We start from the raw sequence: 13,067 nt of genomic DNA, 5'->3' as shown, positions 1-13,067 counted from the left end.
GATTATTCCAGTTCGTCGTTAGCGTTTTGCGGCGGTTCTGACTGTGCAGCTTCGGATGCAGCCAAACCCTGATAATAAGCCTTTAGCACATGAAAGGCGGCTTTGCGCTCACCCGTTTCGGAGACAAGGCCTTTGCGGTTCCAGAAGTCCTGAACACCATTCAGCGGTCGCATGGCGGATCTGAAATCCTTGATGATCCATGGCGACAGGCCCGCCAGTTGGTCAGAATTCTGAAGCATTTCGATCTGCCGTTCATAGACCTTGGCCTGATAATCCTCAGACCAGATGGACATGTCCGCGTCGCGTCGGCCAGCCACGGCGCCAGCCCCTGTTTCACTGATGACGAGCGGCTTTCCGTATGCATTGCGGAGGGTGATGTTGGGCGTCAGCTCAAACATCTGCTCTCGCAGTTCTGCCTCCGGAATATCGAACACTGGCGAAAGGAAGGCGGCGTAGTACCAGCCGATATATTCATTGATGCCGACAATATCGACGCTGTCGCCCAGTGGGTCTTCCAGCTCAATAATGATCGGCGCTTGTGGATCGATGATCTCCCACGCGAGTGCTTGATCCAGCAGCCAGCTGTTGAGAGGTCCCAGGAATTCCCGGATGGCCTGTTTTGTCGCTTCCGGTGTGTCGTCAGACGTCAGGGCCCGAACCGCAATGGCCTGTCCGAGTTGCTGGCCAACCTCATCGCCCACCAGCGCCGCTGACACCGGCCGGGTGCTGTCCACGGCCCTGGCATGGTCCGCGAGATTTTCCATGAATGAAAGGCGTGCGTCAGAATTCGGTGTTTCATTCCCGATCGACCACGTGATCACTGAGGCCCGGTTGCGGTCCCGTGTGATCATCTCTTCCAACTGGTTCCGGGCATCCGCGAGGCTGCCGGTATCATGCCAGTCCACGTCCCAATAGACAGGTATCTCTGACCAAACCATCAGCCCCATCTCGTCCGCCAGTTTGACGGTATGGGCGTTGTGCGGATAGTGCGCGAGCCTGACGTAGTTGCCACCCAATTCCTTGATCAACGAAAGGACCGCCTTGCCGTCATCCGGTGTTGCATTGCGACCGTACCGGGTCGTGGTTTCTTCATGTGCTGACATACCGCGCAGGAAAACGGGTTGACCGTTGAGCAGGATCCGGTCGCCCTCCACACGAATGGTGCGAAGTCCAATCCGGTCCTGGATTTCTGCCCCTCCGGTCTCCAGCGTCACGTCGTACAGGTTAGGGGTTTCCGGGGACCACAGCATTGCGTTTGGCGCAGTAAGGCGCGCTTCCGCATGGCCATCGCGATCCGTTGTCATGCTGATATCTGCATTCAGCTCGGCGATTTTGACGCTTACAGGCACATCCCGCAGGGGCTGGTTGAGGTCAATGGCTACACGAATGTCCTTCGTGACCTCATCCAGCAAAGTCACCTCATAGTCCTGAATGAAAATGCTCGGCGTGCTTACCAGCATGACGTCACGCGTCAGGCCACCATAGTTGAACCAGTCCGTGTTGGCGGTTGGCACGGTCCCATGGTTCAGTTTCGAACTTACCGAAACAACGACGCTGTTTTGCCCGTCTACCAAAAGGTCGGTCACATCGAGATTGAAAGGCGTGAAACCGCCCTTGTGGGTTCCCGCGTAAACCCCATTCACGGCGACGTGTGCCTCATAGTGAGCGGCACCAAAATACAGGTGGTAAGACTGGGTGTCTTGCCTGGCTACATCAAAGTAGCGCTGATACCAGACGCGTTCCTTGTACCAGAACAGATCCTCGCGCTGGGTGTTCCAGTCGCCGGGCACTTGCAGTTTCTCCGACTCGTCAAACCTGTATTCCACCAGCTCCATGGGGCCGGTGTCCTGAAGGTTTTCGAAGAAGCCAGGCAGCGTGAGACCCAATGCGCGTGTAGGCAGCCCGCGATCTTGCGGGTCGATGATTATGTTCCACGGGCCATTAAGGCTGACGGTGTCTCGGCCACGCGGATTGACGATCAGCGGGGTCGGTTGCAGGTAGTCGGCCTCAGTCAGAGCCGATGCAAAAAGCCGTTCGTCGTCTTCCCCGGAGAACAGCCACCATCCGACTGCAAGCACAAACGCCGCAGCAACAATTCGTTTTGCCCATTTTGAAAACATGTGTGGTTCCCCCCAAAAGCCACCCGCGCGATTGGCGCGACCTGAGGTCAGCGATGCTGAGCGCTTTCAAGTCCGACAATGCCTGTAGAAGCGTGTGCCCGAAGAACCGTCGAGGGTCAAATACCCAGCATTGCACCGCTGGGTTGTGTTGCGCTGGCAATGGCAAAGAGCGTGCCCATGACCAGCAGGAGCATCCCACCAAGAACCGCAAGGCTATGAACCGCGACTTCCACGCGCGCATCGTCAAGCCGGGTCAGCGCCCAGGCACCGTCCCGCAGGCCAACGGCGGCAAGCGCGATCAGCGCGACCGCAATGGCTGTGCCTGCTGACATGGCAAGAACGGCTGCAATGCCGGCAAAAGTCATCCCGAGCACTTGAGCAAAAACCAGAACCAGAATGGCGCCGGAACATGGGCGGATACCAATCGACAGAACAATCCCCACCATTTCCCTAAGCGACCCGGCATTCATGCTCTCTTCGGGCGTCGGGAAATGTGTATGTCCGCAGTCCGGCCCGTGCTCATGATCGTGATCGTGATCGTGATCGTGATGATGGTCATGGCTGTGAGCATGACCATGTGCGTGGTCATGATGATGGTGACCCGGTGCCCCAAGGCTGAACCCAAACCGCGGTGCCAGCGCTTTGGCTGACCTCCACACGAGCCAGAGCCCGACCACTGCCACCAGCGCAAAGCTTGCAGCTTCAAGCCATTGAACAATGACGCCCGAGGTTCTGAGTGCCAGACCGAAGATGGCAATGATGACGGTCACAACCACGATGGCGGTCACGCCCTGCATAAAGGATGAGGCTGCTGCCAGCAGAAGGCTTCGCTTGAGAGCAGTAGGCTGCGTGACAAGATAGGTGGACAAGACCGCCTTGCCATGGCCAGGGCCTGCCGCATGAAACACCCCATAGAGAAAAGACAGCGCGATGAGGGCCCACGCCGCACTCGCTGAGCCTTCATCCTTCAAGGTCCGAATGGCCCCGGCGAGGCTGCGGTGCAAACGTTGCTGCTCGCTTTGAATATATAGAATCGTTCGCGTGAGGAATGATGCTTCTACTTCAGTATTGACGGGTGTTTCAGCCGTTTCCACCGGAGCCGTTTCCTGGCGCTCCACGCCAAGCTGAGCGGACGCATGGGACGCCCACGGCAGGCTGAGGATGACACTGAATGCAAGTGCAAAGGCCAGCAATACGCCAGCGGGCCGGATCAATCTACTCAGCACTACGGGCCTCTTCAGGGCGGCAATCAATGGTGACATTTTCAGCAAAGGCAGCACCGAGTGTATCCGGTCCCTGGTCCATTCTGTCCAGAGAGGCTGCAAGGCTGATCATCTCAAAGGTCGGCGACGGGCGGTCCACATCCATGGTGCAGGTCGCCGGCGGGTTGCCTGTCATAAGCACGCCAGTGCCCTTTTCGTGCAGCATCTCAATGTAATAGTCAGGATCATACACTGAATACCTGACCGGCCAGTCTGTGGCATCCACGGGCTGTTTGAGATCAACGGTAAAGGTAAGCTCAAGCCGCTGGTCCGGTCGCACCCGGGCGCTTTGGTTGCCGGCGTCCACATCAAGGCGACCGTCCCTGCCCTCTATCCGCATCAGATAACCAAACTGGGCAATGCTGTCGGTCATCTCGACGGCATATTTGTCTAACTGCTCCTGGCTGGGCTTGTCGCCTGATGACAGCTCAAACCCTTCAAGCTGAAACACCGTATAGAACTCATCAAACGCCCAGACATGGGTGAAGCCTGTGAGCTTGCCCTCATCCCCGAACACGGATGAAACGGTCATGTCGATCCAGACATGCGGATGCGCGGTCGCGGAAGGCGCGCCGATGGCAAGAGCCGCCAGCATGGCCCAGATGGCAAGGTGAATGCGTTTCACGATAAGCAGCCTCAATTGTGCCGACTCCGACAAATCAGATGAATGAGTATGCCCCTAAAACGGGGCAAAACCGAGGCTGACATCATGTCAGATTTGATATCCAACTTGCTGCTCCTGCGGGCTTGGAATCGCCGTAAACTCGCTGCAAAGTATTACCAAGTCCCTGATCGAACGGGGCTGATTGACCCCTGAGGAAGGAAGAATACCCGTGAGCTATCCGATTGAAGACATAGAAGGTGTAGGTCCTGCCTATGCTGAAAAACTTGCCACAGCCAACATCACCACAACCGGCGATCTGCTGGAAGCCGGTGGCGGAAAAAAGGGCCGCGGCGAGATTGCGGCAAAAACCGACATCTCTGAAAAACTGATCCTGAAATGGGTCAACCACTCAGACCTGATGCGTATTTCAGGCATCGGCGGTGAGTACGCCGAGCTTCTGGAAGCTGCTGGCGTGGACACCGTCAAAGAGCTGAAGCACCGCAATGCAGCCAACCTGGCTGAAGCGCTCCAAAAGACCAACGACGAAAAGAGCCTCACACGTCAGGTGCCCAGTGAGTCCATGGTTACCAAATGGATCGACCAGGCCAAAGGCATGGAGCCCGGCGTCAGCCACTAATTCCTGAACGCTATGCAAAAGGCCGGGTTCCAATGCGGAGCCCGGCCTTTTCTGTGACTAAATCTAAGACCCGAAATCAGCTGCCCGTGTCGGGCTCTGTCAGCTGCAATTGACAGTTCTGGGCGATGCAGGCCTTGAGCGCTTCGCGCGTTCGTCCGGTCATGACGCCATCAGGCGGCGAGGACATAAAGCCTTTGGCTGACAGGGCCTGCTGTATCTGCCGCACATAGTAGGTGTCACCCATGCGGGCTGCTTTTACAAAATACTCCAACGCTTCTTGTTGCCGACCAAGCTCCGCCATGATGTGTGCATAGGTATCAAGCGAGTTGGCGGATTTCTCCCCGTCTTCCTCAAGCGACTTTGCGGATACAGGCAGCGCCTGTTCCGGTCGTCCCAACGACAACAGCGTCCATGCCAACGAGTTGAGTGTCTCTGCATGGTTTGGGTCAATCTTCAGCGCGGCATAGAGGTCCGGCAGGCTTTCTTCGTATTTGCCCACATAGTAAAGCGCTAAGGCCCGATCCCGATAAACGTCCGGGTCCTCTGTTTCCAGCTCCAGCGCCAGCGTGTAGTCGGCAACGGCTGCCTCATAGTCCTCCCGGTACTGATGAAGAAATCCACGCACGTAGTATGTGATGTAATCGTCCGGTTCCAGACGAATGGCCTCATCATAGTCCGCAAACGCCTGTTCGTGGTTGTCGGTCTCTGAATGCCCCTGCCCGCGATTGTGGAATGCCATCGACAAATCTTCGTTGCTTAGACCGTCCCGATTTTCGATCAGCCAGCCACACCCTTCGATTTGCCGGGCCGTGTCGCCGGACCGACAGTCCTCAAAGGCTTGGTTCTGCTCAGAGTTGCCTTGCTCGAAAAGCGTGGACTGAAGGAAGGTCGGTGCAAATGTTGGCGCGAAATAGCCCACAGCGCCGAGAAATCCGATGGTCCCGATCCAGGTCAACAGGTTACGCACAGACTAAGCTCCGAGTTTCGAGAGGAATTGCTCGTATGTTGAAACTAAAGCACAGCTTAAAGCCGCCGTCAGGCGTTCGATACAGCCCCGCTTCGGGTTCTGATAACAAGGTAAAGCGCAAAGGCCGTGGCGACACCGGGCACAAGAATGAGTGGCAGAACAATCCAGCCATGGGCAATCCCGTGGGCACTGCGCTCATACAGGACCCAGATCGCGAGAATGACGCCGCACAGGATAGTGTCCAGCGAGTAGCCCGAGGCATAGGGATTCACAAACCCCGCACCAAACGCACCAATGATGTCGCCGGATTCGAACAAGGGGGGGACCACGATAACCGCAAAGGCCAAGGTGAAACCGAGCCCTGCCGCCAGAACCAAGAATTCAAAAGTCCGTTTTGTCATTGAGATGTCCCCTCGCCCATTTCCATAGTTCTCCAGCATAGCGGCATCCCCAAAGGGGGGCTGTCTATTTTGGCGTGTCTTGGAAAAGAGAGAGTGGTGAGCCCGACAGGGTTCGAACCTGTGACCTACTGATTAAAAGTCAGCCGCTCTACCAGCTGAGCTACGGGCCCACTTAGTGCTCTGCGGGTTGCAAGGCCCGGCGTGCATGTGTGGCGGGAAACTAGGGGCGCAAAGCGCTGCGGTCAACCTGCAATTCCGCGCCATTTTGTCGGGTCTGGGCTGCTCAAATGCTGGCCCAAATGGGTCCCTAAATGGGGTCTATGTCGCCTGCTTCGCGTTGGGCATAAAAATCGGTCACAAACGCCTCAAACCGGCCCTCGGCAATCGCGGCGCGCATCTGCGCCATTAACCACTGATAGTAGGCCACGTTGTTCCAGGTGATGAGCATGGCGGCCAGATACTCACCGCTTTTGTAAAGGTGGTGGAGGTAGGCCCGCGAATAGAGATTCGAGGCCTCGCAGGGACTGTCCGCGTCCAGCGGCCGAGGATCAGCGCCATGCCGGGCATTTTTAAGGGCAACCCGCCCGTGGCGCGTAAACGCCTGCCCATGGCGGCCAGACCGCGTCGGCATCACGCAGTCGAACATATCAATGCCCCGCCGAACGGCCTCCACCAGATCCTCCGGCGTGCCGACGCCCATGAGGTAACGAGGCTGCTGTTTTGGCAGCGCCGGAGCGACGGCTTCGACCGTTTCCAGCATGGCGCCCTGCTCTTCCCCCACCGACAGCCCCCCAAGGGCATAGCCGTGAAAACCGATATCCACCAGAGCCTCAGCATGTTGCAGGCGCAGATCTGGATACGTCGAGCCCTGCACGATGCCGAACAGCGCCTGACCTTCCTTACGGTGAGGTTGATCTGCAAAGGCCTGCTTGGAGCGTTTCGCCCATCGCGTGGTTAGATCCATGCTGGATTGGGCCTGTTCGCGGGTCGCAGGATAGTCAGTGCATTCATCCAGAATCATCTGAATGTCCGCGCCCAGCAGACACTGGATTTCGATTGAGCGTTCCGGCGTCAGCGAATGTGTTGAGCCATCGATGTGGCTTTGAAAAGTTACACCCTCATCGGTCATCTTGCGCAGTTTGGCGAGGGACCAGACCTGAAACCCACCCGAGTCCGTCAGAATGGGTTTGTCCCAGTTCATGAACTTGTGGAGCCCGCCAAGAGCCGCGACTTCCTCCGCACCCGGACGAAGCATCAGATGATAAGTGTTGCCCAGAACGATATCTGCACCGGTTGATTTCACGGTGTCTGTCGTCATCGCTTTGACCGTCCCGGCCGTGCCGACGGGCATAAACGCTGGCGTGCGAATGGTGCCGCGCGGCGTTTCTATTCGGCCTGTCCGTGCTTCGCCATCGGTCGCATCAAGGTGAAAGTCAAAGCTCGTCATGTCGCGGCGTTGTCCTGAGAATTAGGGAAAAGCAGGCTGCTATCGCCATAGGAATAGAAACGGTAGCCCGTGTCGATTGCGTGCTTATAGGCTTGCCGCATGGTTGTAACGCCGGCAAATGCTGACACCAGCACAAACAGCGTCGAGCGTGGTAGATGAAAATTGGTCATCAACACGTCCACCGCACGGAAGCGATGGCCCGGCTTGATGAAAATATCCGTCTCTGCCTGAAACGAATGAAAGACCCCATTTTCATCAACAGCGCTTTCAAGTAGCCGCATGGATGTGGTGCCAACAGCAATGATGCGACCACCAGCGCGGCGGGCCTCGTTCAACCGTTGCGCAGTTTCTTCCGTGACCTCGCCCCACTCCGAATGCATCTTGTGGCCCGCCAGGGTGTCGGATTTGACTGGCAGAAAGGTGCCCGCCCCCACATGCAATGTGACGGCTTCCTGCGAGATGCCCTTGTCTGCGAGGGACTGAAGGACGCGATCCGTGAAATGAAGTCCTGCCGTTGGGGCGGCCACGGATCCGTCGGCCTGCGCAAAAACGGTCTGGTAATCTTCTTCATCCCGCGCGTCGGCCTTGCGCTTGCCTTCAATGTAAGGAGGCAGAGGCATTTCACCGGCAGAGGCAATCGCTTCATCAAGTGTTTGTCCGGCGGCTTCCAGCCGGACCACAACCTCGCCGCCGTCTCGGCTTACAATGTGCGCCTTGAGGCCTTCTACGCACTCAACGGTTTCGCCGGGTTTAAGGCGTTTGGCGGGGCGCGCAAAGGCCTGCCAATGACCCGGATCCGGCATCGGCTTGTGCAGAAGCAGCTCAATATGCGCCTCAGCATCGCCCCGGTGTCGTATGCCACGCAGCCGGGCATGTATCACGCGGGTATCATTGGCCACGAGTACGTCACCGGATTTCAGAAAATCAGCAAGCTCCAGCACACCTGCGTCTGCGATGGAGCCTGGCTTGGCAGCATTGACCACAAGCAATCGCGCTGCGTCTCGCGGTTGGGCGGGACGCAGCGCAATAAGCTCTTCGGGTAACGTAAAGTCATAGGCATCGAGGCTGTCGGTCATATCCGTTGCCCCGGTTGCCGGATCAGGCGTCTGCGGCAATGACGGCCTTCTCGATCTTGTCAGGGGTTGCCGGTGGCTCGCCCTTGGCAATGGCATCTACATGATCCATGCCGTCAACGACCTGACCCCAGACTGTGTATTGGCCATCAAGCCAGGAGGATTCCTGGAAGCAGATGAAGAACTGGCTGTCGGCACTGTCGGGATCTGCAGCACGTGCCATGGAGCATGTGCCCCGCACGTGAGCTTCATTCGAGAACTCGGCAGCAAGGTTCTTGCCGGAGCCACCCATGCCGGTTCCGGTGGGATCGCCGGTCTGCGCCATGAAGTTGTCAATCACACGGTGGAAGACAATCTGATTGTAAAAGCCATCACGTACCAGTTCCTTGATGCGGGCAACATGGTTTGGTGCAAGGTCCGGCCGCAGGGCGATTTTTACGTCACCTGTTTTCAGTGTCAGGATCAGGGTGTCTTCAGGCGAGGCGTCTGTCATCGCTCTCTCTTTTCTGTTGTGAGATCGTGTCGTTTAGTTTCAGGGCGCCGCAGGAGCTGCAGGCGCAAGGTCGGATTTAATCCGTGCAGTGATGATTTTGCCAGGGCTCGCAGGTGGTTCGCCCTTCGGCAGGTCGTCCACAGCATCCATGCCGGAAATGACTTCACCCCATACGGTGTAGAAGCCGGACGGGTTACGTGGATTGTTCATGTGGCGAGCCAGATTGAACATGATGAAGAACTGGCTGTTGGCACTGTTCGGGTCTGCCGTGCGGGCTGCACCAATGGTACCGCGACGGAATTTTGTTTCCGTGAACTCAGCAGGCAGGTCAGGATACGTGGAGCCACCGGCTCCGGTGCCGGCAGGGTCGCCGGTCTGTGCCATGAAACCGTCGATCACCCGATGAAAGATGATGCCGTCATAGAACTTCTCGCGGGCCAGCTTCTTGATACGTTCGACATGGAGCGGCGCAAGATCTGGCCGCATCATGATTTCAACAGTGCCGGTGCTCAGTTCAAGCACAAGAATGTTGGATGTATCATCCTCGAAGGGGGCCTGCGCCATGGCGGGTTTGTTGAACGCGATCGCAGCAATAGCAACCAGTGCCAGCGCTGAAAGCCAGGTTCGGGTCAATGACATACGCATAAGGTGAAACTCTCCCAAAAGTGTCTTGTGCCGATGTGGCGCCAGATCAGGATGCGGCCTGTTTGAGTTCGGCAAAACGGGTCAGCAAACGATCCTGAACCATTGGGGTGGTGAAATGTGAAATGTCACCACCTAGCCGGGCAATCTCTTTTACAAGCCGCGAGGCAACAGCCTGATGCTGCGCTTCTGCCATCAGGAACACTGTCTCTATGTCCGGATTAAGGCGTTCATTCATGCCGGCCATCTGGAATTCATATTCAAAGTCTGACACGGCACGCAGTCCACGGATGATCATTTGTGCGCCGATTTCCTCAGCGAAATGCATCAGGAGGGATTCAAATGGTTGAACTTTGACCGTCGTCTTGCTGTCAGAGGCTTCGATGAGCTTCCCGACCTCTTCCTCAACCATTGCCACGCGGTCCTCAAGAGCAAACAAAGGCCCCTTGTCGCGGTTGATGGCAACACCGATGACGAGATGGTCAACCATCTTCAGTCCACGGTTAATGATGTCTAGGTGGCCATTGGTAATCGGGTCAAAAGTCCCCGGATACAGCCCCGTCCGTTTCATCATTCCGGCCGGCTCCCGTTTTTATTTGTTGTCCTAGTGAACCGCGTTGCGGCATTTCCACGCTTGCAGCCCGGATTTGATCGTCGTTTTAGCCGTCAGAACCCGGTTCGTCGAGGGTTGGCGTGTCGTCATTACCTGACGATCCGTCATCATTGTTACCGGCTGTTTCGTCTTCATCTTCGTTTGAAGCGTCTGCAATGTGAGAAACAGACACCACGCTCTCTTCATCAGCCGTGCGGAAGATGGTGACACCCTGGGTGGCCCGTCCCGCCACACGCACATCATTGACCGGGCAGCGGATGAGCTGTCCGGCATCCGTTACCAGCATGATCTGGTCAGCTTCATCCACAGGGAACACCGCCACCAGCTTGCCGTTACGCGGCGTCACCGTCATGGCAATGATGCCTTTGCCGCCGCGACCTGACGTCCGGTACTCAAATGAGGACGTGCGTTTGCCAAAGCCGTTGACCGAAACAGCAAGCACAAACTGCTCGCGCGCGCCAAGTTCCGCGTACCGCTCAGGCGAAAGCGTAACGTCATCGCCAGTATCGTCAGCAGCCTCTTCAGTCTCTTCTGCCGGTGCGTCATCGTCCACAGCCGCACGCATGACTTTCGCCTGCTTCAGATAGGCTCGCGCCTCAGCTGGTGTTGCACCTGAATGATGCAGCATGGCCATGGCAATCACGTCGTCGTCGTCGTCAAGCCGGATACCGCGTACACCAGTGGACGTGCGTCCGGTGAACACACGCACATCGGTTGCCGGGAAGCGGATCGCCCTGCCCTTGGCGGTCGTCAGCAGAACGTCTTCATCTTCCGCGCAGATGGCCACGCCGAGAATGCCGTCTTCGGGATCATCCAGCTTCATGGCAATCTTGCCGCTGACATTGATGCGGACGAAATCAGATAACTGATTACGCCGCACATTGCCCTTGCGGGTGGCAAACATCAGCTGCTGGTCGCCCCAGCTTTCTTCATCCTCAGGCATCGGCATGACGGTCGTAATGCGCTCGCCTTCTTTCAGCGGCAGCAGATTGACCATCGCCTTGCCACGAGACTGCGGCGAGCCGGCGGGTAAACGCCAGACCTTCAGACGATAGACCATGCCCTCGGAGGAGAAGAACAGGATGGGCGTATGCGTGTTGGCAACAAAAATGCTGCTGACGAAATCTTCGTCCTTGGTCGCCATGCCTGAGCGGCCTTTGCCGCCCCGGCGCTGCGCTCGATAGGTATCCAGCGGCACGCGCTTGATGTAGCCGCCATGAGAAACGGTCACGACCATCTCTTCACGCTGGATCAGGTCTTCATCTTCGAAGTCACCCAGTGACTCCATGATTTCAGTCCGGCGCGGCGTGGCAAACTCATCGCGGACAGCCTGCAGCTCGTCGCGGATGATACCGGAGAGTTTTTCCTTCGACCGCAGTGTTTCGAGGTAGTCCTCGATCTTCTCGCCAAGACCTTTGAGCTCATCGCCGACTTCGTCGCGGCCAAGGGCCGTGAGGCGTTGCAGACGCAGGTCAAGGATCGCACGGGCCTGCTCCTCGCTCATGCGCAGCGTATTGCCATCGGTCAGCACGTGACGCGGATCGGCAATCAGCTGCACCAGCGGTGCCACATCAGCGGCGGGCCAGTCGCGCTCCATCAGCTGCCGGCGCGCGGTCGCAGGATCAGGCGCACTGCGGATCAGACGAATGACTTCATCAATGTTGGCAACGGCAATGGCCAGGCCAACCAGCACGTGAGCGCGGTCACGGGCCTTGTTGAGTTCAAACTTGGTGCGACGGGTAACAACCTCTTCGCGGAACGCCAGAAACGCATCAATAAACCCCTTGAGGGTCAGCACTTCCGGCCGACCACCATTGAGCGCGATCATGTTGCAGCCAAATGACGTCTGCAGCTGAGAGAAGCGATAGAGCTGGTTCAGGACAACGTCCGAGACCGCATCCCGCTTCAGCTCCACCACAACGCGCATACCGTCGCGGTCACTTTCGTCGCGCAGATCAGAAATGCCTTCCACGCGCTTCTCGCGCACCAGTTCGGCAATCTTCTCCACCATCGATGACTTGTTCACCTGGTAGGGGATCTCGGTGATGATGATGGCTTCGCGGTCACCGCGGGTTTGTTCAATATGAACTTTGCCGCGCATGACGACAGAACCGCGTCCATCACGATAGGCCGTGTTGATGCCAGAGCGGCCAAGGATCATGCCGCCAGTCGGAAAGTCCGGCCCCGGCACGATCTGCATCAGTTCATCAATGCCGATTGTCGGCGTATCAAGTGACGCGATGCAGGCATCAACAACTTCGCCAAGGTTGTGTGGCGGAATGTTCGTCGCCATGCCGACAGCAATGCCGCCCGCACCATTGACCAGCAGGTTTGGAAAGCGCGCAGGCAGGACAACAGGTTCGCGCTCGCTGTCATCGTAGTTGTTCTGGAAATCGACCGTGTCCTTGTCGATATCTTCCAACAGCGCGTGGGCCGGCTTGCCCATACGCACTTCGGTGTAACGCATGGCGGCCGGTGGATCGCCATCGACAGAGCCAAAGTTGCCCTGTCCGTCCAGCAGAGGCAGACGCAGGGAAAAGTCCTGCGCCATACGCACCAGCGCGTCATAGATCGATTGGTCACCGTGGGGGTGATATTTACCGATCACATCACCGACGACACGCGCTGACTTACGGTACGGCTTGTTCCAGTCGTACCCGTTCTCATTCATCGAAAACAGGATGCGACGATGCACAGGCTTGAGGCCATCGCGGGCATCAGGCAGCGCACGCGACACGATCACGCTCATGGCATAGTCGAGATAGGAACTGCGCATCTCATCTTCGATTGAGATGCGGCCTATGCCTT

The 13,067-nt window shown here is 57.4% G+C and carries 12 protein-coding genes and 1 tRNA gene; 1 reads left to right on the top strand and 12 read right to left on the bottom strand.

From position 1 onward, the window contains the following. Positions 1-2: 2 nt before the first annotated feature. The 3 genes from ABXH05_RS12240 to ABXH05_RS12230 form a co-directional block, all read right to left on the bottom strand. Positions 3-2,120, bottom strand: a complete 2,118-nt coding sequence (locus ABXH05_RS12240; RefSeq protein WP_353561251.1) for a glycoside hydrolase family 2 protein — start codon at positions 2,118-2,120, stop codon at positions 3-5. A gap of 116 nt (positions 2,121-2,236) precedes the next feature. Continuing rightward, positions 2,237-3,346 carry a nickel/cobalt transporter gene (locus ABXH05_RS12235; RefSeq protein WP_353561250.1) on the bottom strand — a complete coding sequence of 370 codons (1,110 nt, stop codon included), beginning with the start codon at positions 3,344-3,346 and terminating at the stop codon, positions 2,237-2,239. Next, positions 3,336-4,007: a DUF1007 family protein gene (locus ABXH05_RS12230; RefSeq protein WP_353561249.1), complete on the bottom strand. Its 672-nt coding sequence runs from the start codon at positions 4,005-4,007 to the stop codon at positions 3,336-3,338. The genes ABXH05_RS12235 and ABXH05_RS12230 overlap by 11 nt, the downstream gene beginning before the upstream one ends. Before the next feature lie 208 nt (positions 4,008-4,215). Between ABXH05_RS12230 and ABXH05_RS12225 the strand changes: the two genes are divergently transcribed. Beyond that, positions 4,216-4,623: a DUF4332 domain-containing protein gene (locus ABXH05_RS12225; RefSeq protein ID WP_348140455.1), complete on the top strand. Its 408-nt coding sequence runs from the start codon at positions 4,216-4,218 to the stop codon at positions 4,621-4,623. A gap of 76 nt (positions 4,624-4,699) precedes the next feature. Here ABXH05_RS12225 and ABXH05_RS12220 read toward each other — a convergent pair whose 3' ends face one another. The 9 genes from ABXH05_RS12220 to gyrA form a co-directional block, all read right to left on the bottom strand. Further along, positions 4,700-5,590, bottom strand: coding sequence for a tetratricopeptide repeat protein (locus tag ABXH05_RS12220; protein WP_353561248.1), 891 nt, complete (start codon positions 5,588-5,590; stop codon positions 4,700-4,702). A 68-nt stretch (positions 5,591-5,658) separates the two neighbouring features. After that, positions 5,659-5,991 carry a DUF2834 domain-containing protein gene (locus ABXH05_RS12215; protein ID WP_353561247.1) on the bottom strand — a complete coding sequence of 111 codons (333 nt, stop codon included), beginning with the start codon at positions 5,989-5,991 and terminating at the stop codon, positions 5,659-5,661. 94 nt (positions 5,992-6,085) lie between these two features. Continuing rightward, positions 6,086-6,161 (bottom strand) — tRNA-Lys (locus tag ABXH05_RS12210). Between the two features lie 137 nt (positions 6,162-6,298). Beyond that, a complete protein-coding gene (gene tgt / locus ABXH05_RS12205) occupies positions 6,299-7,438 on the bottom strand; it encodes a tRNA guanosine(34) transglycosylase Tgt (protein WP_353561246.1) in 1,140 nt (379 codons plus the stop codon). Then, complete coding sequence (gene queA, locus ABXH05_RS12200) at positions 7,435-8,514, bottom strand: tRNA preQ1(34) S-adenosylmethionine ribosyltransferase-isomerase QueA (protein ID WP_353561245.1); 1,080 nt, start codon at positions 8,512-8,514, stop codon at positions 7,435-7,437. Before queA ends, tgt begins: the two co-directional genes overlap by 4 nt. A 22-nt stretch (positions 8,515-8,536) precedes the next feature. Continuing rightward, positions 8,537-9,004 (bottom strand): peptidylprolyl isomerase, encoded by a 468-nt coding sequence (locus ABXH05_RS12195; RefSeq protein ID WP_348140468.1) that lies wholly within the window; start codon positions 9,002-9,004, stop codon positions 8,537-8,539. A gap of 39 nt (positions 9,005-9,043) precedes the next feature. Continuing rightward, positions 9,044-9,643: a peptidylprolyl isomerase gene (locus ABXH05_RS12190; RefSeq protein WP_353562394.1), complete on the bottom strand. Its 600-nt coding sequence runs from the start codon at positions 9,641-9,643 to the stop codon at positions 9,044-9,046. 52 nt (positions 9,644-9,695) lie between these two features. Next, on the bottom strand, positions 9,696-10,220 hold the full coding sequence (gene coaD / locus ABXH05_RS12185; RefSeq protein WP_348140472.1) for a pantetheine-phosphate adenylyltransferase: 525 nt from the start codon (positions 10,218-10,220) through the stop codon (positions 9,696-9,698). 85 nt (positions 10,221-10,305) lie between these two features. Further along, positions 10,306-13,035, bottom strand: a complete 2,730-nt coding sequence (gyrA, locus tag ABXH05_RS12180) for a DNA gyrase subunit A (protein ID WP_502947745.1) — start codon at positions 13,033-13,035, stop codon at positions 10,306-10,308. Positions 13,036-13,067 lie beyond the last annotated feature (32 nt).

This window comes from Pyruvatibacter sp. HU-CL02332 (assembly GCF_040362765.1).
GTDB lineage: Bacteria > Pseudomonadota > Alphaproteobacteria > CGMCC-115125 > CGMCC-115125 > Pyruvatibacter.
This window is presented reverse-complemented; position numbering and strand designations above follow the sequence as displayed.

Bases quoted from the DNA above. Each gene is read 5' to 3' on its own strand.
- ABXH05_RS12215 (WP_353561247.1), bottom strand. From the start codon at position 5,991: ATGACAAAACGGACTTTTGAATTCTTGGTTCTGGCGGCAGGGCTCGGT.
- queA (WP_353561245.1), bottom strand. From the start codon at position 8,514: ATGACCGACAGCCTCGATGCCTATGACTTTACGTTACCCGAAGAGCTT.
- ABXH05_RS12195 (WP_348140468.1), bottom strand. From the start codon at position 9,004: ATGACAGACGCCTCGCCTGAAGACACCCTGATCCTGACACTGAAAACA.
- ABXH05_RS12190 (WP_353562394.1), bottom strand. From the start codon at position 9,643: ATGTCATTGACCCGAACCTGGCTTTCAGCGCTGGCACTGGTTGCTATT.
- gyrA (WP_502947745.1), bottom strand. From the start codon at position 13,035: ATGCGCAGTTCCTATCTCGACTATGCCATGAGCGTGATCGTGTCGCGT.
- tgt (WP_353561246.1), bottom strand. From the start codon at position 7,438: ATGACGAGCTTTGACTTTCACCTTGATGCGACCGATGGCGAAGCACGG.
- coaD (WP_348140472.1), bottom strand. From the start codon at position 10,220: ATGATGAAACGGACGGGGCTGTATCCGGGGACTTTTGACCCGATTACC.
- ABXH05_RS12240 (WP_353561251.1), bottom strand. From the start codon at position 2,120: ATGTTTTCAAAATGGGCAAAACGAATTGTTGCTGCGGCGTTTGTGCTT.